We start from the raw sequence: 23596 nt of genomic DNA on the forward strand, positions 1-23596 counted from the left end.
TTAATAGACAAACACGGGGATAATAATAGACCAAACGCAGGTTTCAGTATATAACAGACTACAAACTACCCGTAAACCACTCCTTAAACTCGGACACACGCGCTTTGCTGACCAGTATCTTGTCCTGCACGGGGAATTTGAGGTTCACAGACAGGCGTCCGTTAAACCAAAGATCAATATCCAATATGGCTTTCCGGGAAATAAGATACTGGCGGTTCACCCGGAAGAAGAGATTCGGATTCAGGCAATCGGACAACTCATCGAGCGTTTGGGTAAAAGTATATTCCTTGCCGTCGCCGACTACCGCTTTCACGAGTCCGTCGTTGATATAAAAGAACAAGATCATATCGACCGATAAAGGGAATAACTTATCTCCTTTCACCGGAACCAAAAAATGCGTCTTATAACTCTCCTGGCGTTTCAGGAGATGGACGAGGCGGCTATAGTCGAACTCCTTTGCCGGCGTTTCCGAACGTAAAAGTTTCAGCTTTCCAATCGCTTTCCGGATGTCGCTCTGCCCGATCGGCTTCAGCAGGTAATCGATACTGTTCACTTTAAATGCGCGCAAAGCATACTCGTCGTAGGCTGTCGTGAAAATGATCGGACAGGAAATATCCACCTGCTCGAATATCTCGAAAGAAGAGCCGTCCGCCAAATGAATATCCAGGAATACCAGGTCGGGAGCCTCATGGATACGGAACCAGTCGACGCTCTCCGCGATACTGTCCAACACTGCCACGACCTCTATATCCGAAGTCACCTCCGAAAGCAACGCCACCAAATTGCGTACGGCAGCCTTTTCGTCTTCTATGATCACTGCATTCATATCAATGGAATAGTTACGATAAATGTATTATTGTCTTCACGCACCTCTATCTCTTCTTTGAACAGGAGGCTGTAGCGTTTGGCCAGGTTGGCGAGTCCTATCTGCAAACCGCCGCTTGCCGTCTTCTTGCGCTGGATCGGATTGCTGACTGTCAGTTGTTTCCCTGTGGTACAGACCCGGATGACCAGCGGATGCCGGTTACTGATCTCATTATGCTTGACTGCGTTCTCTATCAACAACTGGACAGACATCGGGGGAAGCTGAAGCGTCTCCGCCTCTTCTTCTATCCGGATATCGAACTCCAGGTTATCTTCATAACGCATCTTCAACAGGAAGTTGTAAGCACTGACAAACTCCATTTCCTCCCGCAAAGTGACGCTCATGCACTCGTTGCCCTGCAAGGTATAGCGAAGGACACGCGACAGCTCCTGCAAATAATCCTGCGCCTTGTCCGGTGTTTCGCGGATCAGCGAGCGCAAGGTATTCAGCGAGTTGAACAACATGTGCGGGTTCAGCTGGTTCTTCAGTGCCTCAAACTGATTGACCAAATTCTCGCTACGGAGTTGCTCGTTCTCGACCGACACCTGCTGGCTTTTCCGGATCAGGTGGATCATATAGCAACTTCCCGTAACGATACAGGTGATGATGAAATCGCGCAACGGATGCAGATAATGATGTACCATCGCATCGATGGCGGGAATATCGAACTGATGGTGCAGAAAGACAAACCCCTGTCCCAGCAGATTGCTGGCAAAGCCCGTCAGGACAAACGACAAGATCATCTTCCCCCATGTGATCCGTGCCGTCGGACGGTTGAAGCCGAACAGAACCGTATTCATGGCAAACAGGATTAGCAATGAGACGAAAGTAAAAAGAATCTCGTTGGCTACATCTGCCATGCTCATTCCCGAAAACAAACTGTTCTGCCCCGAATGGTCGAATAACGAAATCAGTTCCGGGAAATGAGTCAGGAACGCCACCACTACGGAGATGACGACGACTGCCAATACATATTTATCTATATTTACTTTCATGCCACAAAGATACTTATTTCTTTTCTACACGCGCCGTTACATACATGCCCGGACGGAAACGTTCGTTATTTCCTTTTACCCGTGCATAGATTTCGAGGGAACGGTTGACTGCATCCACCTCCTGCCCGATCGACAGCAGAGTGGCATCGAACGTCTTTTCTCCCATACCGTTCACACGGAACCGGATACGGCTGCCGGGAGTCAGGTCGTCCAGGTCTTTCTCGTAAGCGGTCAGGCAAAGAAGCGTTTCTCCTTTGTCGATCACTTCGCAAACAGGCTCACCGGCAGGGATGTATTTCCCCAAATTCACCGGCATTCCGGTAATATAGCCGTTCAGTGGCGATTGGATCTCCAAATAGGGACGGATACCGTTTTTGAGCAGGTCTTCGGGTTGGATATTCAACAGAGTCAGTTGTGCCGCGGCAGCTTCCAGGCGGCTTTTCATGGAGAGATAATCGGCCTTGCTCTGCTGGAACCGTTTCTGTGAAGCGGCTTCCTGCGAACTCAGTCGTTCCTGCCGATGATATTCGGCTGCCAGATATTCCGTCTGTGCATGCGCATCCAAATAGGTTTGCTGCAAGAGAATAAAGTCCGGATTTTCGAGCGTGACCAGGACAGTTCCTTTCTTTACATAATCACCCGGCAGCAACGAAGTCGTGTGTACAGTACCGCCCATAGTCAAGGTTACGGTGGCATGGCGTTGGGGAGGGACGATCATTTTTCCGTTGAAAGAAGAATGGTTCGCCATGGCCGTAGCCGACGTGACGGCATCAGCCTGCATAGTATCGTTTACGACGACTACCGGTTCAATTTTTGTATTTACAGTCTCCTGAAGTTGTTCTTTTTCTGTCGATGCACTGCAAGATACAAATAACAGAGCTACTATAGGAATAAATATCTTTTTCATTGTGTATGTTTTTATTACAAATTGTTTCTAGTTTATTTTACTAATGCAATACGAGATGACGTCTTTTCTGTTTTTTTACTCTCCATAGGCATATGGAGAACCCAAAACGGTATAAACACATTTGCCATATATCTATGGAGAGTGTGTTTTTATTATTTTCGTCTATACATATATCCATAATGAGTATTTTTCTACTGCTTTCGTTACTTCGTATACCTAGGATGAATATTTTTTTACTGCTTTCGTTACTTAGTATACCTATGATGAATGTTTTTTTACTGTTTTCGTCACTTCGTATATCTACGGAGCTATTTTATAGAAAAACATCTCTTCTGAACTTCTATATTTATTTACCGGTATATAAATCCAGTTCCAATGCTGAGATATTGTAATTATACACTGCTTCGATATATCCTTTCCGAATCTCGCGGGCGCTATTCAGACTCTGCACGAACTGCATGATATCCGTTTCACTCTCCTTGAATTGTATTTCGGCACTCTTTATCAGTGCATCGGCTTCGGGCAAGGCACCGGTCGTATAATAACGGATACTTTCCCCCTGGCAGCGAAGCATCGTCTGCAACTCATCCACTTTATTACTTAACTGACGCGTATTGGCTTCCGCCTCCGTCCGTGCGATATAGGCATCTATCCGCGCCTGTTTCGCACGGCTTTGCTGCGGGAAAAACAAGACAGGGAAAGAGACTCCGACCATCCAGGAGTTCAATCCGGACAGCGGCGCGATCTTCTGCCGGACATAGCCTACCGACAATTCCGGGAAGAAACGACTACGCTCCACTTGCAGCACCGCCTTCTTCTCGTCCGCCATGCTCCGGAAATAATCCCGATAGACATCCGCCAATTCCACCTCCGCTGTCTCCGCCGGGAATAACGCCAGCGTACTGTCTTCCGGAACAATCGGACGATCCGCATAACAAGCCCATGTAAAACGACGGACAGCCAGTTGCAGCTCTTCTTCCGCCTGCATCAGCCGGGTCCGCAGGTCCGCAGCCAGCGTAGTTGCCATATTCCGCTCCAGCAACGTGATATCGCCCTGTTCATAGCGGAGCTTTCCCGCTTCCTGCAAACGGAGTGCCCATTCGTTCTGTTCGCGGTAAAGCGAGCAAAGATTGGCGGCATACTGGTAATAAGCCCAGGCACGCTTCACCTCTGCGACGATCTCTTTTTTCACCATCTCACGATAATGTTCACCTGTCGCGATCTGCTTATTGACCAGCGCATTCTTATAGAACGGTGTGAGCAAAGAACCCAGCGACTGGGTTACTTCCAGCTGGTTGTCGCTGCGGGTCTCCCCGTTGAGCTGTCCCCAGGAATAATTGACGGAGGTCGCACCCGGCTCCCAGACTTCACCTTTGGAAGCCTTCGAACGGTCTATGGCTGCGGAGGCTGTCTTCAAACGGGGATGGTTTTCCAACGCCACAGAAAGCGCCTCGTTCAATGTCAGGACGGTTGGCTGTGTCGCATCTTCCATCGCAGGATGTCCTGTTGCATCTCCTTCAGCCCAAACAGGCGATGACAGCGCAAAAAGCAAAACGAGCAGGGACAGACCTTTCAGGCTATTACTTTTTCTTACTCTCTTCCACATCAGCGGGAAGGCATTGACAATCCGGTAAAATACCGGAATGATCAGTAAAGTCAATATGGTGGAAACGATCAGTCCGCCGATCACGACCGTCGCCAACGGACGCTGCACTTCCGCTCCTGCCGATCTCGCGATCGCCATCGGAACAAATCCCAGCGAGGCAACCAGTCCGGTCAGGAAGACCGGACGCAGCAGATGCGGACAACCTTTCGCTATAATACGATTCGTAGTCATTCTATAGGTGCCTTTTTTACGTAAATCATTAAAGTGATTGATCATCAGGATACCGTTCAGCACCGCCACACCGAACAGGGCGATAAACCCTACTCCCGCCGAGATACTGAAAGGCAAACCGCGCAGCCAAAGCGCCACGATACCGCCTATCAGCGACAGAGGAACCGTCGAGAATACGACCAGTGTATAAGTCACGCTCTTGAAGGCGAAGAACAACAACAGCAGGATCAAAGCCAGTGCCACCGGGATCACGATCAACAACGTATCGATTGCATTCTGCAAATTCTCGAACTGCCCTCCGTATTCAAAATAATAACCGGGCTTCAGTTTGATATGCTTGTCCAACGTATCCTGTATCTGCGAAACGACCTGCTGGATATCGGCATCACGCACATTCACACCGATGACGATGCGGCGTTTAGTCGCATCCCGGTTGATCTGTAGCGGACCGTTCACCAGTTCGATACTGGCTACTTCGCTTACCGGAATCTGGATGCCTTCGGCCGTCCGAACAAAGAGTTTATCCAGATTAAGGTCGGAGACTTTCTCATGATCCAGCCGCAGCACCAGTTCAAAACGGCGTTCGTTCTCAAAGACCACGCCTGCCGCCTCACCGGCGTATGCTGTCCGGATAATCGTATTCAGTTCTTCTATATTCATACCGTAACGGGCTATCTTCCCACGGTTGTATTTCACTACCAGCTGCGGAAGTCCCATCGCCTGTTCGACGATCACGTCGGCTGCCCCGGGCACTTTCTCCACATGGGTCGCCACCTCTTTCGCCTTACTGTAGAGTTCTTCCATATCTTCCCCGTAGAGCTTGATGGCGATATCCGCCTTAGCCCCCGTCATCAGTTCGTTGAAACGGAGCTGGATAGGCTGGCTGAAATTGAACTCTGCTCCCGTGATCGGCTCCAGTGCCTTCTTCATCTTCTCGACCATCTCCGCGCGGCTGCCTGCCGATGTCCATTCCTTGAACGGCTTCATAATGATCATCACGTCGGCATCCTCCACAGCCATCGGGTCTGTCGGGACTTCTGCCGTACCGATCTTGGCAACTACATGCTTGATTTCGGGAAACTGGTCCATCAGTGTCTTCTCGGCCTGTCGGGAAAGTTCGATACTCTGCGTCAGCGAGCTTCCTGCGGGAAGCGTCATCTGCATGGCAAAATCGCCTTCATCGAGTGTGGGGATGAACTCCGCACCCAGACGGGTGAAGAGAAGCAAAGAGGCGGCCAACAGCGCAAAGGCAGAACAAACGGTCGCCCAGATATGGCGCAGGCAAAACGTCAGACAGGATTTATAGAGACGGTTCAACCGTTCGAAGAAACGGTCGGCAAATGTCGGCTTCGGAGAGATCGTCCGCTTCAGGAACAGTGAAGCCATCATCGGCACATAAGTCAGCGACAAGATCAATGCACCGATAATACAGAAGACGAGCGTCTTCGCCATCGGCGTAAAATATTTGCCTTCGATGCCGGTCAGCGTCAGGATCGGGAAAAACACGATCAGGATAATCAATACGGCAAAAGTAGCACTGCGCACTACCCCGCTTGCCCCTTCCTCCACCTCGCGGTCCATTTCTTCTTTCGTCAGTGTCCGCCCGGCAAGCCGTTTGGTATATATATGAGCCAAAACCCCTTCCAGGATAACGATCGAACCGTCCACGACGATACCGAAGTCGATCGCCCCCAGGCTCATCAGGTTCGCCGACACACCGAACAGCCGCATCATAATAAAGCCGAACAACATCGCCAGCGGAATGACCGAAGCCACGATCAGGCCGGCACGCACATTACCGAGGAAGACAATCAGCACCAGGAAGACGATCAAAGCCCCTTCTATCAGGTTGCGGACTACCGTCGAGATATTCCGGTTAACCAGCTCCGAACGGTTCAGGTAAGGTTCCACGCTGATGCCTTCCGGCAACATCTTCTGCACTTTGTCCACCCGCGCTTCCAGTTCTTTGGTCACCACGTTGGCATTCGCCCCTTTCAGCATCATGGCTATACCGCCCACGCATTCGCCCTCACCGTCTTTGGTCATCGCTCCGAAACGTTTCGGCGCACCGAAGCGCACCGTGCCGACATCGCTGATATGTACCGGTATGCCGCCGCGGTTCGTTATCACGATGCGTTCGATATCTTTCGTTTCGCTGATCATTCCTTCGGAACGGATATAGTATGCCCGGTCGACTTTCTCTATATAACTACCTCCCGTATTCTGGTTATTGCTGCTCAAAGCGGCATAGACATCGCCGATCGTAATATTCAGCGAATACAGGGCATCGGGGTCGACCGCCACTTCATACTGTTTCAGGTATCCTCCGAAACTATTGATCTCCACAATTCCCGGAATACCGGAAAACTGCCGCTTGACGATCCAGTCCTGTATCGTGCGCAGCTCCATCGCATCGTATTTATCCTCATAACCGGGAGCCACCTTCAATACATACTGATAGATCTCGCCCAGTCCGGTCGTGATCGGCATCAGCTCGGGCGTCCCCAACTCCGTGGGGATCTCACCGGCTACGGTCTGTATCTGTTCATTGATCAATTGCCGGGCATCCAGTGTCGGTACGCTCTCCTTGAAGACTACCGTCACGAGCGACAACCCGAAACGGGAGACGGAACGTATCTCCTCCACATTCATAATATTACTCATGGCAATTTCGATAGGGAAAGTAATCAGCTGCTCGACTTCCTGCGGGGCAAGGGTCGGCGAGACGGTCACGATCTGTACCTGATTATTGGTGATATCGGGCACGGCATCGATAGGCAACGTCAACATCGCGTAAATCCCTCCGGCAAGCAGGAACAAGGTCGTGAGTGCGACAAACAGCTTTTTGCGGATCGAAAAATGTACTATAGCTTTAAACATCACTTTGTAATTTAAAATAACATTACAAAGCTAACGACCCTAAAGAAGTCTACATATAATAAAAGAGTGAAGCTGACAGATTGGGAGTTGAAGCGTACTTATCAGCCTTTAAAGGAAAAGGGAAAAAGAGATGAAAGGAGTGAATAAAAGAATCCCAGGAAAGATCAGAGCTTCGTTTTTTTAAAAGGGGATACATGTTGTAATTAAAAGGGGTACATGTGTTTGCGTACGAACAAGCTCTTAGTGCGCGATCTTTCCCGGAATTAGTATGTCAGGGGACGTCATTTTCTTCGTTCAGGTCATCAGCTTCCTGATTGCCGCCCTCTATTGTTTCCGTAATGTCTTTAATATCACCTGCTGTATAGGTGTTAGACAGGACAGAGGCATCCGAAGCCATCGCTTCGTCGGTCAGATCCGAGCTCTCGTCCCACAGTGTTTGCATAATCTTCGTCATAACCGTTGATTTTATTGTTGATATACTATTCTAACAGCTTGCAGACGATAATTGTTGACAGAAAGAGGAAAAAATAATCACAATGTCGTATAAACGATCGAATCTACCGCATGCGACAAGATATACGCAGCCGGCGTTGCATTCGTAGCCGAATAGCCCTGCTTCAATTCCTCTATCGCAGCCGCCTTGCCTTTACCCAACACAGGGACAAGCAGCGGCGAACCGTTCAGGATAAGCGGGCCCGTCATCGTAATACGGAACTGTCCCGATTCCGGATGCTGCGATACGGCATAATTCCGGCTGTCCGTCAGCAACGGCAGATTATCCGGGAAGATGGATGCCGTATGCGAATCGCCTCCTATCCCCAGGATGATACAATCGAAATACGGGAACTGCCCGTGACGGGGCAGATATTCCTTCACGATACGCGAATAACGCATCGCCTCCGTGCCGGGCTCTCCTTCGCCATGGATCCGGTGAATATGATCTTTAGGTATCTGCAGGGGTTCGAACAATAACTTGTTCGCATGCCCGAAATTACTCTCCGCATCTGTCGGCGGCACACAACGCTCGTCCACCCAGAAGAAACGCATGTTCTCCCAGTCGATCTTATCTTTATACTCATCCGCCCATAGAGCAAACATCTGTTTGGCCGTCTCGCCACCCGACAAGGCCAGGTTGAACGGCGTCTGCTCTTCTTTACGGGCCATATAATCCATCAATTGGCTGGTCAAAGCCCGCAAAGCATCCTTATTGTCTTTGTAATTCTCTATTTTCATATGTTTCTCATTTGAGGGGGGCGGTTCACGAACCGCCCCTACGTTGTTCAACCGCAGGAATCGCAGGAGTCTCCTGCCAAACCTGCGCCTAACATCATTCTTTCCAATGGCCCGTTCTGTCCCGGTTCGTAGAAGAAGAGATTCTTCGAACCTTCCTCTTTCCAGTGATGCAGGATCGGGTCGATAAAGCGCCAGCTGGCTTCCAAAGCGTCGCTACGTGCATACAAGGTCGAATCGCCCAACATGGCATCCAGCAACAGACGCTCGTAAGCATCCGGCAAATGGGTCTTTGACAGTGAATCGTAGCGGAACTCCATCCCTACCTGCTTCACTGTGAATCCGGCACCCGGCATCTTCAGGCCGAAACGCAGCGTGATGCTCTCGTCCGGCTGGATACGGATCACCAGCTTGTTACATGAACTGCCCGAGCATTGTCCGGCAAAAAGCTGATGGGGTGTCGATTTGAAATGGATAACGATCTCCGACGACTTCTCCGGCAGTTTCTTCCCCGTAAAGAAGTAGAACGGCACACCGCTCCAACGCCAGTTGTCGATGAAGAACTTCATGCCGACATAAGTTTCCGTATTCGAATCCGGCGCGACATTCTTCTCTTCACGATAGCCGTCGTACTGCCCGCGGACCACCTGTTCGTTGATCTCGCGGATCGTATAGGGACGGATGGCGCGGAAGATCTTCACGATCTCGTCGCGGATAGGTTCAGGATCGAACACGGCGGGCGACTCCATAGCGGCAAACGCCATCAGCTGCATGAGGTGATTCTGAATCATATCACGCAGGGCCCCTGCCCCGTCATAGTATTTACCGCGGTTCTCCACGCCCAATGTTTCGGATGCGCTGATCTCCACCGAATCGACATAATTACGGTTCCATAACGGTTCGAAAATACCGTTGGAGAAACGGAGTACCAGGATGTTCTGCACCGTCTCCTTGCCCAGGTAATGGTCGATACGGTAAATCTCATTCTCGTCGAAGATGCGGCAGAGATGCTTGTTCAGTTCCTGCGCCGTCTCCAGGCTTGTACCGAAAGGCTTCTCGACGATCACGCGACGCCAGCCGTCTTCCGATTCCGCCACGTTCATGCCGTTTTCCTGCAGGTATTTCGGTACCAGCTCGTACATCAGCGGCGGTGTAGCCAGATAATACATGATCCTGTCCGGGATATTCTCCTGTTGCAGCAACAGGCGTACACGATCTTTCAGTTTCACATATTCGGCGGATTTGGTCGAATCGAATGCCAGGTAGAACAGTATCTGGAGGAATCTATCCAGATCTGCGCTGTTTGTTTCCTTATTTCCCCGTGCTTCCAGGATATGTTTACGTTGTTCGGCACGGAACTCATCATCCGTAAACGCTGTACGTGCAGCTCCCAGTATGGCAAAATGTTCGGGCAACATATCGCCGATGAACAATTCAAAAAGTGCGGGCAGCAACTTGCGGCCCGTCAGGTCGCCCGATGCCCCGAAAATAACAAGTAGTTGGTCGTTTGCTCTTTTCATTCTCCGGTCCTCCACTTGTTAAACTGTATAGGTTCCTGAAACCGTATTACCCCCTTCGCCCGTCCAGTTGGTGTGGAAGAAAATACCACGGTCGCGGTCTGTCCGTTCATACGTGTGAGCACCGAAATAGTCACGCTGCGCCTGTATCAGGTTGGCTGCCGAGCTCTGGGTACGCAACCCGTCGAAATAACTAAGGGCGGAACTCATGGCCGGCAGGGCGACACCGCTCAGGGCACCTTCCGCAACGACTTTACGCCAGGAAGGTAAAGCAGACTGTATCTTGGTGCGGAAGAAATCGTCGAACAACAGGTTTTCGAGTTCCGGATTCTTCCGGTAAGCCTCCGTGATCTTCTGCAGGAAAACGGAGCGGATGATGCAGCCCTTACGCCAGATCTGTGCGATCGTCCCGAAATCCAGTTTCCAGCCATAACGTTCGGAAGCACGGCGGATCAGGGAGAATCCCTGCGCATAAGAGATCAGTTTAGAGGCATACAATGCCTGGCGTATCTCTTCCACGTACAGGTTTTCACCCAACTGCACCGGTTCCGGATACAAGCCGGAAGCCTTTTCGCGTTCGTCAGAGAGGGCGGACAGCATACGGGCATACACGGCCTCGGTGATCAGCGTCAACGGATCGTTCTCGTCCATCGCAGCGATGGCACTCCATTTTCCCGTTCCTTTCTGACCGGCAACGTCGAGTATCTTATCCAGCAACGGCTTGCCGTCTTCGTCGCGGAAGCGGAGTATATTCGTGGTGATCTCGATCAGGAAACTATCCAGTTCGCCCTTGTTCCATTCTTCAAAGACGACGGACATTTCATCATTGTCCAGGCCTTTCCGGTTCTTCAACAGGGAATAGGCTTCGGAGATCAGCTGCATGTCACCGTACTCGATGCCGTTGTGCACCATCTTGACAAAGTGCCCGGCACCGCCTTCGCCGATCCATTGGCAACAAGGCTTACCGTCATCCAGCTTGGCTGCGATACTCTGTAAAATATCCTTTACGATGGGCCATGCTTCGGGAGATCCTCCGGGCATGATAGACGGGCCGTGCAAGGCACCTTCCTCACCTCCCGAAATACCTGATCCGACAAAATACAGACCTTTGGCTTCCACCTCTTTCACACGGCGTTCCGTATCATGGAAGTCGGAGTTGCCTCCGTCGATGATCACGTCGCCGGGCGACATATGAGGCAAGAGCTGTTCGATCATTTCGTCGACCGGAGCACCGGCCTTGATCATCATCATAATGATTCGGGGACGCTTCACGGCATCCACCAGTTCGTCGATCGAATGGGTAGCGATAAAATTCTTTCCTTTTCCACGGCCGTTCACGAAGCGGTCCACCACTCCTTCTTCGCCGGGGAAACTACGGTTATATACTGCAACGGTAAAACCTTTGCTTTCCATATTTAGAGCCAGGTTCTCACCCATCACGGCGAGACCAATCAGTCCGATATCAGCTTTCTTCATGTTTTGTTCTATTTTATATTTCGTTATTTTATTAATGCAAACAAATCGTTCAACGATTCACTCATCGACGGGTGCGTATAAATGCTGTCCCGAAGGAATGTATAGTCTTTTCCGGCACGTATGGCCAGCGATACGGTGTTGATCACCTCGGTCGACTCGGCACAGAAAAGGGTACATCCCAGTATCTCGCCTGTTTCCGTATCGACGATCGCTTTCAGCAGTCCGTCCGTCTGTTCGAAGGTACGTGTCCGCGGGAATGCAGCAGCCGGCATCCGTGCAATGCTTATTTTCCTTCCGGAACGCAGCGCCTCTTCCTCTCCCATCCCGATGCGTGACAGCGGGGGATCGATGAATACGGAATAGGCAACCGCCACACGGTCATCCTTCGTTCGCCGTCCGTTACCGAACAGCTGGTCTTTTATCACACGATAATCGTCCAGAGAGATGTAGGTAAATTGAAGACCGCCCGTCACATCGCCCATTGCCCAGATATTCGGGACATTGGTGCGCAGATGGTCGTCCACGATGACGGCTCCCCGGTCGGAGATCTTTATCCCCGCAGCTTCCGGATGCAGGTCTGTGGTGTTCGGACGGCGTCCGGTTGCCAGCAGCACAGCGTCGGCGGGAAGTTGTACTTCGTTTCCTTCTTTCTCTTTATATGTTATAACAGCTCCGGAGCCATTGTGTTCAATCGACTGTACCGAAGCGTTCAGACGGATGGTGATTCCTTTCTTTTCGAGTACCGTTTTTACCGCATCGGCAATGTCGCGGTCTTCGCGGGCAATGAACTTGTCTCCCCCTTCCAGCACGATCACTTCCGAACCGAAACCGGCAAACATGGAGGCAAATTCCAGTCCGATATAACCGCCGCCTACAATCGCCAGTCGGCGGGGTAGTTTGTCCAGTTCCATGATCGAGGTACTGGTGTAGACAAACGGATTTCCTTCTATACCTTTGATGGGCGGGATGATGGTAGATGCTCCCGTATTGATGAATATCTTTTTGCCTTCCAGGAGGAGGGTTTCGTTACCTGCTTTTACTTCTATTTCGTAAGGAGAACGGAAAGAGGCGATGCCTGTATAGACAGTCACGGTATCTTTTGAGTCGAGGTTGTCGAAATTCTTTTTACGCAGCAGCGAGGTCAGTTCCCTTTTCCCGGCAATCGCCTGGCGGAACTCTTCGGCATACTGTTCGAAGGAAGAAGGTTTGCGGTAGGAAATGACTTTCGACATATGCACCAGCCTTTTCGTCGGGATACAACCGATATTGATACAGGTTCCTCCGTACATACCGGACGAACGCTCGATAATAGCGACATTCCAGCCTCTGTTTCCCAACTCTGCGGCAAGTGTTTTACCGGCTTTACCAAACCCAATGATAATTGCATCATACTTTTTCATCCTACAATCCTCCTCTTTTTTTAGACTAAGTTATTAACAGAACAGCTGTTTTAACCTAATTGTTCGTAAAATTATATCTATATTCTGATAATTGTTATCTATCACCCCGCCCTAATAGCAAAGGCTGACGATACAAAAGTAAAGAATGCAGACGGTTAAGAGGATATCTATTTTTCCTGAAAAGTTGGCGATTTGGCTAAATATGCAGTAAACTTGATGAAACCAAACGTCTCATAACATTTCTTTCAAGCGTACAGGATCACGTCGATTATCACCGATAGCCACTATATTGATAATATCCTTTTTTACGACATAATAAATTGTATTGATATCCGATAACACGTAACGCCTTACTCCCTGTTTGTAAGAAGTAGCCGGAAAAGCATATGGGAACATAGTTATATGAGTAACTGCCCTGTCGACAGAACGAACGAAATCTTTCACAACTTTTTCATTCCAGCTGTTTGAAAGATATCCAACGATCTCTTCAAAGTTATGGATTGCCTGATTAGACCATTCTATTTCATAAAGATTAGTCATAGCCATTTCTTGTAGCGTTTCCTCATTTCACTGTGAGGTATCGTACGACCGGCTTCTATATCAGAAAGCCCTTTTTCTATCGCCTGCTGATCCTGTTCCGATATTTCGTTCCACCATTCTACATCAGACCGATCAATTCCCGATCCGTAAACAGATTGCGGCTCATTGAGAGATGAGTCAGGCGGCATTTTTTCCGGATCGGAATAATTCTTTGCAAACATAACAGGAGTCCTTTCTTCTTTTAAGTTATACAGGCAAAAGTAAACAATAAATTGGGATGATACTATTCTTTAATAATCTTATTCTTCTTCCTGTACTCGGTTGCACTCATTCCGGTTGCGTTCTTGAAGAAGCGGCTGAAGGTGGCCTGGTCTTCGAAGCCCAGCATCAGGGCGATCTCTTTGGAGCTTTTGGAGGAGTAAAGTAACAGGCGTTCGGCTTCTGCCTGAATGCGGTTGTGGATGATGCGTATGGCAGAGGGTTGCTGGTAGGTGGAAAGGAGGTTTGCCAACGTCTTCGGCGATTTGTTCAGCATATCGGCATATTCCTGCACCTGCTTCTTTTCCTTGAACCAGGTATCGACCAGGACGTAAAACTTACGGATCGTCTCAAACTGCATGCTGTTTTCCTGTCTCATCCCCTGCCGGTTCCCTACGATACGTGTACATAATATAATGAAGCGTTTCAGCAACACACGGAGCATCTCTTCCTGCAGATGGTCGCGGCTTTCAAACTCCTCGCGCATGATGCCCGTTAAGGTATCGATCTTCCGCCTCTCGTCGTCGGAGAGATCGAAAATCACCACATGCGAGGAACCATGAAACAACAGTCCGTTGCACGACACCTCATGGTCGTTGCCATGGATACAGTAGAAATTACCATTGAACAACAGCGAGAGATATTCGCCCTCCACCCGGACAAACTCCAGATGATGCAGATGCGATAAAGTCATCAATTGACCGGCTTCCAGTACGACCGACTGATGATCGACATCCAGCTCCAATCGTCCTGACAGCACCCAAATAAACTTATACAAAGACTTGTCCTTCAACAATGCCGGACTTTCATGCAACGAATCCGATAAAACGACTTTCCCTTTTATCTTGCTGTTCTCAAATGATAAATTCATAGTACCCAATTTATATTACCTCCATTCGGTAGGGATCTCACCCGTATGCCTGCGGAACCAGCGCGAAAAAGTATCGTGATTGGCAAAGCCCAGCATCGTGGCGATCTGCGAAGGACGCAGACGGGTCTTCGATAACAGGTCTTTTGCTTCCAGCAATACGAACTCGCTGATCCACTCGGCGGCGGATATTCCGGCACCTTGTTTACACCGGATATTCAGTTCCTGCGAGTTGATCCCTAGTTTCTCCGCGTAAAAGTACGCAGGAGAATGGTGATATCTGCTAATTAAGGTCGCAAATTGTTGAAAAAAGAGTGAATTTTCTGTTTTCGGCGCGTCGATGATCGTTTTTCCCTGCTGTAAGTTTATGATTAGAGCCCGGAGCAACGATTCGACCACCTTCGCACGCATCTCTTTCATCTGCTCGATCTGCGATTCGATCAGGCGCAGATAAATGCGTGTTTCCTCGACCTCGTCCGAGGGGATATCGCGGTAGACAAGACGCTGGCGGTTGATCAGCAACTCTTCCGAAACATAAATAATGATCCCTATAAATCCGGTATCATGAAAAGGCTTTACTTCCGTCACATCATCACTCGCCAGCAGAAGGAGTTGCCCGGGTGTCACCTCATACGCGTGGTGCAGTGCCTGGCAACGAAAACTGCCTCCGGTACAGATTACTGCCAGCGTTCCCGAATCCAACGGTAGCAATTTGTCATCGTCTCCCTCTTTCACATAGAGGATCTTCAGCGAACTTTCAAGCTTCAGCTCCGGCGTCGACACGGAATTATAAAGATCCACAGGTAAGATTCTTTCTGTTTTCATCATCCTATTTTTTGTCTGTAATTTAATTTTCGGGTAAACATAAAAAGGTGTATTTTAGTTTATTATGTTGTGTGATTTTATCTTTAGTTAAAAGAATAAGACATATTGACACGTTCGAAACCCATTGCGCAAGCGGAACATGGGGCGAACCGACGCGAAAACAAGGTAGCCGGCAGCAAAAAGCTCGCCACTCTCGCCACTTTCGCCACTAAAGATACTGGAAAATACCCTTCTGTCGAAAAAAAAGAGTATATCGTTATCAATCAAAACGTTACAACCGTTCCACCCTATGTCGACAAGGACCTTTTCAATGCCGCTCCAGCCCTTTTGAGGGACATGATTCGTCCCGGTCTCGAAGGACGCCAGCGGGACATGGCGACAGTCTCCACACTGACCATGTCCCACATGTCTTTCAAAACTTCGCAGGCGAAGGCCATCGGCGTGTCCCTAGGAATCCCCGAAAGGACCATCGACAGGCATTTGAAAAGATGGATAACCGAAGGCCTAATTATCAGATTACCAGTCGGTAAATATCAGAAAAAGATCGATAAATATGAGAGGTGAAAATGAAATAACTTTAGTGGCGTAAATGGCGAGAGTGGCGAGCTTTTGAAATACAAAACGTGAAAAAAATGTCAGAAACCGGAAGTATTCAATACAAAAAGGCTAAGTATTTCGGACAAAAAACGTAAGTATTTTCAAAATTAACCGCTAGTTTTTTACTAAAAGACATTTCGGAGTATGACTAAATTAATCGTTCCTTTAAATTAGTCACAAAGTTACGGGTTATATTTTTATATTCAAACTTATCGCGAATAAACTTTGATAATCTTACCTTCTCTTGTTTTTCAATATTTTTCAAATCTTATTCGTTCAATTTTTTCCGGAAACATTTATTTTTTTAGACACTCCGGAAAATGACTAAAAAAAAGGAACGTTTTTTCTAGTCATTCTTATGAACAAGCAACAATTAATCAACGAACTGACCCTTCAGACAGGGTTCACTCGCACTACAGTCCAAAAGGTTTTCGAATCTTTAACCGGTATCATCACCAACGAACTGAAGCAAGGTGGAGAAATCCGCCTGCAGGGTTTCGCTATCCTTTCAAGATGGCATCAGCCCGAACGCCCGGCACGCAACCCCAAGACGGGCACCCCTCATACCATCCCCGCACGTTTCTCCGTAAAGCTGAAACCGGGAAAACAACTTCTTGATGAACTTAATAATACGCAAACTAAAAATAAATGATGATGAAAAAGAATTTACATCTTATCTCGTATCGTCTGTTAATAACGATAGCGTTTCTATGTTTCTTCTCCAAAGGGATAAAGGCAGAAGATACCTCACCGGACACATGGGAAAACCTGGCAAGCGCACCTGCGAACTGGAGTACTTCTTTTACTGAGATTAGCATATCTTCCGCAACCGAATTAGCTTGGGTGGCGAAAATGGTAAACGATGATACACAAACAGGAGATTCCGGTGAAAAAGGTTTTGAAGGGGTGACGATAACACTCACCCAAGATATTGATTTGGTTGATCATAATTGGATACCGATAGGAGAAAAAGGGGCAGATTATAGATCTAGCAGACCTTTCAAAGGTAACTTTGACGGAGGCGACCATACCATATCGAATATGAAGATTGTCTCCGATTGTTCAGCGGGTCTCTTCGGTCAAATAGATCATGCAACAATAAAAAATATCAAGTTAACAAACTGCTGTATTGAAAAAAGTAGTAATACCTACACTCCAAATAAAAATATTTATGCAGGATGTATAACCGGTGCAAGCTATTCCTCTACAATTGAAAATTGTCATGCTCAAGGGGCAATCAACTATACAGGGGAAGCTGCAGTGTATGTAGGTGGTATAACCGGTAAAAATGCATCAGAAGACGACACACAAGCAATCATTAAAAACTGCAGTTTTGAAGGAAAATTCGATTACAATCTTACGCTAACTGATTTAGGAGGTAGTAAATCCGGCTGGGTCGGTGGAATAGCCGGAACGAACAATGCATCTACCCAAACATCCGGAAGCATCACAAACTGCCATGCCAAGATAGCCGCCAAAGTAATTCAAGCAGAAGTCGGAGGTATTACAACATCCAACAGGGGTGTTATAAAAGAATGCAGTACAGAAGGATCTATAAATGTCACTCTTGATGGAACAACTAGTGGCGTTGGTGGAATTGTCTCGGAAAACACAAAGCCCTTACACTCGAACCCGACTTATACAATAGAAAATTGTACTTCTTCCTGTGATATAACATTTGTATATAAAACAAAGAAAAGTCTACAATCAACAGGGTACTATGCCAAAGTCGGTGGTATTGCAGGAACTCATAACATGGGTAATGCTCAAAAATGTCCTCCTATAACCGATTGTACCACATCCGGAACAATTTCTATTGAATTAATAACGGACCAACCTGCAGAAACTGATTTAAGTGGTAATTTATGTACGGTCGGAGGTATCGCCGGATACAGTAAAGCTGCAATTCTGAATTGTAAATCGTCAGCCAAGGTTTCAGCGACTACAGAAATTCCAGATACGGAAGCATATGCAGGAGGTATTGCTGGGATTTTCGAGAAAGTTCCTATTAGTAATTGTGTAGCATCAGGTACTATTACAACTAATGGAGTCGTTAGTTATAGTGGTGGAATTGCCGGACAATGTTCTTACACTATTAAAAATAGCTTTTCTACGGCTAATATTATTTCCACAGGAAACAATAATACAGTTGGTGGCATTGCAGGATACAATACGCATTACATTCAGAATTGCTATTCAACAGGAGACATCACATCAACTGGCGAAATAAATTGTGCCGGAGGGATTGCAGGCTACAACCAGTACGAGATACTCAATTGCTATGCAACAGGCAAGGTGACTGCAAATTGTATACAGATAACAAAAGCAAATGAAGATCCCCGTGGATATGTCGGAGGTATTGCCGGAATAAATAAAGGCAGTAGAGCAAACAGCAAAGGTTCTGTAGTAAACTCCCTGGCACTCAACACCGGAGGTATTACATACAACGATGGCACAACACCCGGACGTATTGTAGGGTTTCAAGATGAATCTGTTGCTACTGTAACGAACAACTTTGCTCATAAAGAAATACCGACAGTAAACGATGCAGCAGTAGAGAATGGTACAGACTGGGATGGATCTACTTATCCTTTCGCATCATCCGATGCTTGGGATTTCAGCAATCCGGCTCAACTGCCCAGCCTAAAGAAGATCGACGAAAGCGGTTATTGCACACAGGAAAAAATAGAAGGACAACCCATTATCCCTATCGCAAGCCTACAAGATTACACGATTACATTCGATGCCCCGGAGAATGGTCTATTAACCGTTACCGACCAGTCTTCCAATCCGATACAATCCGGAGATAAGGTACAAGGCGGGACCGTACTTACCATCACTGCCACCCCCGAGGATACTTACCAACTGGACGGGATAATGGTAAATGGCAGTTTTTCCGGAACTACATTGACTGTATTGGAAGATATCATCATCTCTGCTACCTTCAGTAAGAAACAGTACACCGTCAAATTCAGCAATCCGGAGCATGGAACGATCACTGTTGTCGATCAAGCTTCAAATACAATAAAAACCAATGATCAAGTGCCGGAAGGAAGCGTACTTACCATTACTGCCACGCCCGAGGATAATTATAAACTGGACGGGATAATGGTAAATGGCAGTTCTTCGGAAACTACATTGACTGTATTGGAAGATGTCACAATCTCTGCTACCTTCAGTAAAATCCCGAAGCCCGAACCCGATCCGACACCACCAACCGTCTACCACACCGTCACCCTCCCCGCTGTGGAAGGAGCGACCACCGACCCTGTCGCCGGCGAGTACGAAGTGGAAGCCTGGAACAGTTTCCGTTTCTACCTGACATTGGATGAAGCATACGACCAGTCCTCTCCCATCGTCACCACCGACCGGGGCGAAACGATCACCCCACGTGCGAGCGACGGTGCATACATTATCAAATATGTACGCCAGCCCATCGTCATCCATATCGACGGCATCGTCCGCAACGCCGATCCGGTAGCCAACGAAACAATCAGCACAAACGAGACAACTGTCCGTGCAGAAGGCGCTTATCTGCATCTTCACACGTCGAAACCCGAAACGGTATTTATCTACACGTTCTACGGAGCATTACTGAAAAGATACCCTGCCCTGTCAGGCGACAAGACCGTCCGGTTGCCGCAAGGTAATTATATAATCATAGCCGGAGAGAAACGGTTTAAAATACAAACGGGAAAATAATCTTCCCTCTCAGTCCTTTATCCCGAAGATCTTCTTCATCTCCGGGCGGAAACAGTCTCCCCACCTCTCCATCTGTTCGATAATCGGAAGCAGTGTTTTACCTGCTTCCGTTTCCCTCCGATCACCTCCATTGTTATCTTTATGCCACAGTCAATATCAAAAGGTATTTTCTTCTTATACATACTTGTCATTTTGGTATAAAGGTACAAATAAAATGACGGTGTACAAACAAATAAAACGTACACAGATGTCGCAGAAAACCCGTCTTTCGACACATTTCCCCCTGTCAGTCAGTATAGGGACAAATTTATCAGTATATGAATAATTCAGCTGTACTTGCAGGATTGTTCCCTACTATCTACCTTTGTATCAAAAGACAACACCATGAGAAAGTTTTTATTATCAGTTGTTTTATTCATAGGCGCAGTTTCGGTATACGCGCACGGTAAAGCATTTACAAATAATCAGAATATGGAAAATAAAACATCAACACTTCGTTTGATCTACCCGCAATGGCAGGGTGGAATTGTGGATCATTGGATGCCCGATATTCCGGCAGACGATGCTTCAAGAGGCTACTATCTAGGAGCTCAGTTACTGAACTTCCTGGCTCCCGAAAGTTCACAAAAGACAGTGGAAGTACCGGTTTCACTGGATATAAATGACCGGAAAACGGAAAAAGGGGTCAGTGCACGCAACGTCATCCTGAAACAGACAAAAGCCGCCCTCGAAATAATCAGGGAAAACGCTCCGGAAAAGATCGTTACGCTCGGTGGCGAATGTTCGGTGAGTGTCGTGCCGTTTACTTACCTGGCTGCAAAATATCCGGATGATGTGGCGATTGTCTGGATCGATGCCCATCCCGATATAAATCTGCCTTACGATGACTACAAAGGCTATCATGCCATGGCTTTAACCGCCTGCCTGGGGATGGGCGACGAGGAAATTATCGGTACGCTACCCGGAAAGGTCAATGCTTCGAAAGCGCTGCTCGTGGGATTGCGCTCATGGGATAACGACATGCAGGAACGTCAGAAAGAACTGGGGATAAAAGGTCTTTCCCCGAAAGAGGTCGCCGATAACAGCTCGGCAATCATGGAATGGCTGAAAGGGACCGGTGCCTCGAAGGTCGTTATTCATTTCGACCTGGACGTGCTGGACCCAGCCGAAATCATTGCCGGTGTCGGTGTCGATCCTGACGGGATGAAGATGGATGAAGTGATTCGCGTAATAAATGATATTGCCGCCGGTTATGACCTCATAAGCCTGACCATAGCCGAACCGATGCCGCGCATCGCCATCAAACTCAGAAATATGCTCAATCGGTTACCGTTACTGAAAGAGTAGCAGGAATATCCATTTTTCGTATGTGCAGCTATGGTCTTTCTCCATACATGCACATACGAAAAACAACCGGAAAGAAAAGCTGATCAGTTAATAATATCCTGTTGCAATCTTTTCAGAGCTATAGTCTTTACCCCTTGCTCCTCTCCTGATAAGATAATATCAGCCAACATTCTACTCACTTCTCTTGTAGAATTTCGCAGATAGCCATCGAACATAGCCTGCATCGCTTCATCACTAAAAACTTTCCTTACGATTGGAATGCAAATAAACAAAGGCAGATAATACAGTTTGTTCACTTTTTCTTTTTTAGGATCGGTTTCCATCGCGGAACAGACATGAAAACCGTCTCTGACAGCCATTATTGCCTCCCTGACAATCTCCCGATTTTTAAGAAAAGCCTTCATTGTACCTCCGGCTTTCAGAACTCCGGCCGAAAACCCGGCTATAAACGCACAATGCGGAAGAAGCCATGTGATGATCTGACCGGATATAAATGGCTTCATACCGGCATCATCCATTGCATCCGCTATTTTCCGTACACGCGGCGTTATTTCACCGGACATTTCACCAAGCATTGTTTTTGAATATTCAGAGCCTGAAATAATCGTATCGAGCCCTCTTTCATTCCGACCTCCTCCTGCCATAAAAGGAAAACCGAAGAAATATTGTCCGGGCGATATATATTGACTTATTCTTTCTAGATCATCATACCATATATTCTGAAAGAAAAGAATATGGGCCTTTCCCGCAGATTCTTTCAGAACAGACAAGACTTCTTCGGGATGGAGATTATTGGTTGCCACGATAATATATTCAAAATCATTGTCGACCGAAAGAATATCCAGGACCTTGGGACGGAAAACGATCTCCGCTTTTACCTTTCCTCCATTCCTGAAATCCGTGCAATGAATATGTATGCCATTCTCTTCTATCGATTTCTTTTTCCCCTTTCTAACCAGAAAACTGATGTCATGCCCTGCCTCGGTCAATTGCCAACCATAGGTGCAGCCAATCACGCCCGCGCCAAAAATAAGAATCTTCATACTGAAATATATTTATTGTTTGCTATTCGGAAGGAAGATCGATAAACGCCGAACGGAACAGTCCGTGATATCCGGAATAGACCGGTTCACAGGCATTGGAAAGCTGGGCCGGTGTAAATCCGGAAAAATCTTTCAGCTCTTTTACCAGGTGCGACTTGTCATAGTAACCGCATTCATAAGCCAGTTCTGTCAATGTCATGCCGGTATGCAACTGCATCAAATGGTGCAACTTCTGAAAACGCATGATTTGCAGGAAATCTTTCGGGTTCACTCCGATCTTTTCACAAAAAACACGTCTGAACTGTTTGTGACACAGACAGGCGGTTTGCGCCAGACTATCTATATCGGCATTTCCCTGTCGGATAGAGTCTATCACCGCATGAATCCGTTTGTCATCCTCTTTATCGAGCCGGTACATACGGCGGAACAGAAATTTTTCTATCAAGTCGACACATGATAAATCATCAGTCGTCTCGTTTAGACATTGTTCCAAATCAAGTAATTCCGGGTCCTCCAATGCATCGAGCGGAACAGGACGATCCTTCCATTCTACAGGAGGTATTTTGAAGAATCGGCTGGTCCCCGCCGGCTGAAAAACAATGCTAATAAAATCTACACAACCGGAAAAGACAAGGTCTGTATAATCAGCCGTTATGCCATAGAAATGCGACCGGGGCAAATAATCTTTTTCCTGTGATGAATAAGTAAAATTCCCCCGATGAAAACTTAATACCACACACCCCAACGGAACAAGGCGTTGTGAACTTCTCACAACATCTTCCATCCGCAGAAACCAATATTGCTTCACATAAGGAGCGAGCAACACGGAAGGTTGTATGACTTTAAATTTATTCATATCGGGACAAAGTTAAGGTTATTACATGATCCGCCTGGTGTAAAAAAAGGACAAATATGAATGCCCGAGGAAAGAAAAAAGCATTTTGGAACACAGACTTCTGCACATAATAAGAAATAAAAAAACTCCTACAATACCTGAATATTGTAGGAGTTATTCTTTTTAAGAACTTAGCTTGTTTTCAGTGATCCGCCTGGGTCTTGAACCAAACGTTATTTCTTCCTCAATATCAGTACTTTCAGAAATTTAGGCTTTACATCCGTCACGCTTTAGTCCTTAAAAACTGTCTGCTGTTGTCCGGTGTCTGTCTGCCAACATCTTGGGTTCAAATGTACGCATTATTTTTGGACTATGCAAATCGTTGAAAATAAACATTCTAAGGTTAGTGCAAGGTGCAAGCTATATATATAGATATATACTTGCACCTTGCACTAAAAATTTAAGACTAAAAGA

General features: G+C 47.4%; 19 protein-coding genes and 2 pseudogenes. 4 read left to right on the top strand and 17 right to left on the bottom strand.

All coding sequences use genetic code 11. The annotated features are described in order from the left end of the window. Positions 1-58 precede the first annotated feature (58 nt). The 14 genes and pseudogenes from DXD68_RS02455 to DXD68_RS02515 form a co-directional block, all read right to left on the bottom strand. Entirely contained in the window at positions 59-826 is a 768-nt protein-coding gene (locus DXD68_RS02455; RefSeq protein WP_122360148.1) for a LytR/AlgR family response regulator transcription factor, read from the bottom strand. Further along, on the bottom strand, positions 823-1860 hold the full coding sequence (locus tag DXD68_RS02460; protein WP_122360149.1) for a sensor histidine kinase: 1038 nt from the start codon (positions 1858-1860) through the stop codon (positions 823-825). The genes DXD68_RS02455 and DXD68_RS02460 overlap by 4 nt, the downstream gene beginning before the upstream one ends. Before the next feature lie 13 nt (positions 1861-1873). Beyond that, a complete protein-coding gene (locus DXD68_RS02465; protein WP_122360150.1) occupies positions 1874-2767 on the bottom strand; it encodes an efflux RND transporter periplasmic adaptor subunit in 894 nt (297 codons plus the stop codon). Positions 2768-3113: 346 nt separating this feature from the next. Then, positions 3114-4205: pseudogene (locus DXD68_RS24785) on the bottom strand (TolC family protein); the annotation flags it as partial. 98 nt (positions 4206-4303) lie between these two features. Beyond that, positions 4304-7484, bottom strand: a pseudogene (locus tag DXD68_RS02470) (efflux RND transporter permease subunit); the annotation flags it as partial. Between the two features lie 271 nt (positions 7485-7755). After that, entirely contained in the window at positions 7756-7938 is a 183-nt protein-coding gene (locus tag DXD68_RS02475) for a hypothetical protein (protein ID WP_122360152.1), read from the bottom strand. Positions 7939-8015: 77 nt separating this feature from the next. Beyond that, complete coding sequence (gene pgl / locus DXD68_RS02480; RefSeq protein WP_122360153.1) at positions 8016-8717, bottom strand: 6-phosphogluconolactonase; 702 nt, start codon at positions 8715-8717, stop codon at positions 8016-8018. A 47-nt stretch (positions 8718-8764) separates the two neighbouring features. Next, entirely contained in the window at positions 8765-10234 is a 1470-nt protein-coding gene (gene zwf / locus DXD68_RS02485) for a glucose-6-phosphate dehydrogenase (protein WP_122360154.1), read from the bottom strand. Between the two features lie 18 nt (positions 10235-10252). Continuing rightward, positions 10253-11707 (bottom strand): decarboxylating NADP(+)-dependent phosphogluconate dehydrogenase, encoded by a 1455-nt coding sequence (gene gnd, locus DXD68_RS02490; RefSeq protein WP_122360155.1) that lies wholly within the window; start codon positions 11705-11707, stop codon positions 10253-10255. 23 nt (positions 11708-11730) lie between these two features. Further along, complete coding sequence (locus DXD68_RS02495) at positions 11731-13107, bottom strand: FAD-dependent oxidoreductase (protein WP_122360156.1); 1377 nt, start codon at positions 13105-13107, stop codon at positions 11731-11733. A 231-nt stretch (positions 13108-13338) separates the two neighbouring features. Continuing rightward, positions 13339-13653, bottom strand: a complete 315-nt coding sequence (locus tag DXD68_RS02500; RefSeq protein WP_122360157.1) for a type II toxin-antitoxin system RelE/ParE family toxin — start codon at positions 13651-13653, stop codon at positions 13339-13341. Continuing rightward, a complete protein-coding gene (locus DXD68_RS02505) occupies positions 13644-13868 on the bottom strand; it encodes a hypothetical protein (protein ID WP_122360158.1) in 225 nt (74 codons plus the stop codon). Before DXD68_RS02505 ends, DXD68_RS02500 begins: the two co-directional genes overlap by 10 nt. Before the next feature lie 62 nt (positions 13869-13930). Next, complete coding sequence (locus DXD68_RS02510) at positions 13931-14776, bottom strand: AraC family transcriptional regulator (RefSeq protein WP_122360159.1); 846 nt, start codon at positions 14774-14776, stop codon at positions 13931-13933. A gap of 15 nt (positions 14777-14791) precedes the next feature. Continuing rightward, positions 14792-15598, bottom strand: a complete 807-nt coding sequence (locus DXD68_RS02515; protein WP_122360160.1) for an AraC family transcriptional regulator — start codon at positions 15596-15598, stop codon at positions 14792-14794. Positions 15599-15703: 105 nt separating this feature from the next. Between DXD68_RS02515 and DXD68_RS02520 the strand changes: the two genes are divergently transcribed. The 3 genes from DXD68_RS02520 (at position 15704) to DXD68_RS02530 (ending at position 19897) form a co-directional block, all read left to right on the top strand. Further along, positions 15704-16162 carry a hypothetical protein gene (locus tag DXD68_RS02520; RefSeq protein ID WP_122360161.1) on the top strand — a complete coding sequence of 153 codons (459 nt, stop codon included), beginning with the start codon at positions 15704-15706 and terminating at the stop codon, positions 16160-16162. A 391-nt stretch (positions 16163-16553) separates the two neighbouring features. Further along, positions 16554-16847 carry an HU family DNA-binding protein gene (locus DXD68_RS02525; protein WP_122360162.1) on the top strand — a complete coding sequence of 98 codons (294 nt, stop codon included), beginning with the start codon at positions 16554-16556 and terminating at the stop codon, positions 16845-16847. Positions 16848-16849: 2 nt separating this feature from the next. After that, on the top strand, positions 16850-19897 hold the full coding sequence (locus tag DXD68_RS02530) for a GLUG motif-containing protein (protein ID WP_158585847.1): 3048 nt from the start codon (positions 16850-16852) through the stop codon (positions 19895-19897). A 35-nt stretch (positions 19898-19932) separates the two neighbouring features. On the opposite strand, the gene DXD68_RS24205 is transcribed toward DXD68_RS02530, so the two are convergent. Next, positions 19933-20079, bottom strand: coding sequence for a hypothetical protein (locus DXD68_RS24205; protein WP_199715412.1), 147 nt, complete (start codon positions 20077-20079; stop codon positions 19933-19935). 289 nt (positions 20080-20368) lie between these two features. Here DXD68_RS24205 and DXD68_RS02535 point away from each other — a divergent pair, with 289 nt between their 5' ends. Then, positions 20369-21244 (top strand): arginase family protein, encoded by an 876-nt coding sequence (locus tag DXD68_RS02535; RefSeq protein ID WP_233576970.1) that lies wholly within the window; start codon positions 20369-20371, stop codon positions 21242-21244. Positions 21245-21327: 83 nt separating this feature from the next. On the opposite strand, the gene DXD68_RS02540 is transcribed toward DXD68_RS02535, so the two are convergent. Together DXD68_RS02540 and DXD68_RS02545 are read right to left on the bottom strand one after the other, a co-directional pair. Then, positions 21328-22287, bottom strand: a complete 960-nt coding sequence (locus DXD68_RS02540; RefSeq protein ID WP_122360165.1) for a ketopantoate reductase family protein — start codon at positions 22285-22287, stop codon at positions 21328-21330. 22 nt (positions 22288-22309) lie between these two features. Next, positions 22310-23143, bottom strand: coding sequence for a helix-turn-helix domain-containing protein (locus DXD68_RS02545; RefSeq protein WP_122360166.1), 834 nt, complete (start codon positions 23141-23143; stop codon positions 22310-22312). Positions 23144-23596: the final 453 nt, after the last annotated feature.

The organism is Parabacteroides sp. TM07-1AC, assembly GCF_003480915.1.
GTDB lineage: Bacteria > Bacteroidota > Bacteroidia > Bacteroidales > Tannerellaceae > Parabacteroides > Parabacteroides chongii.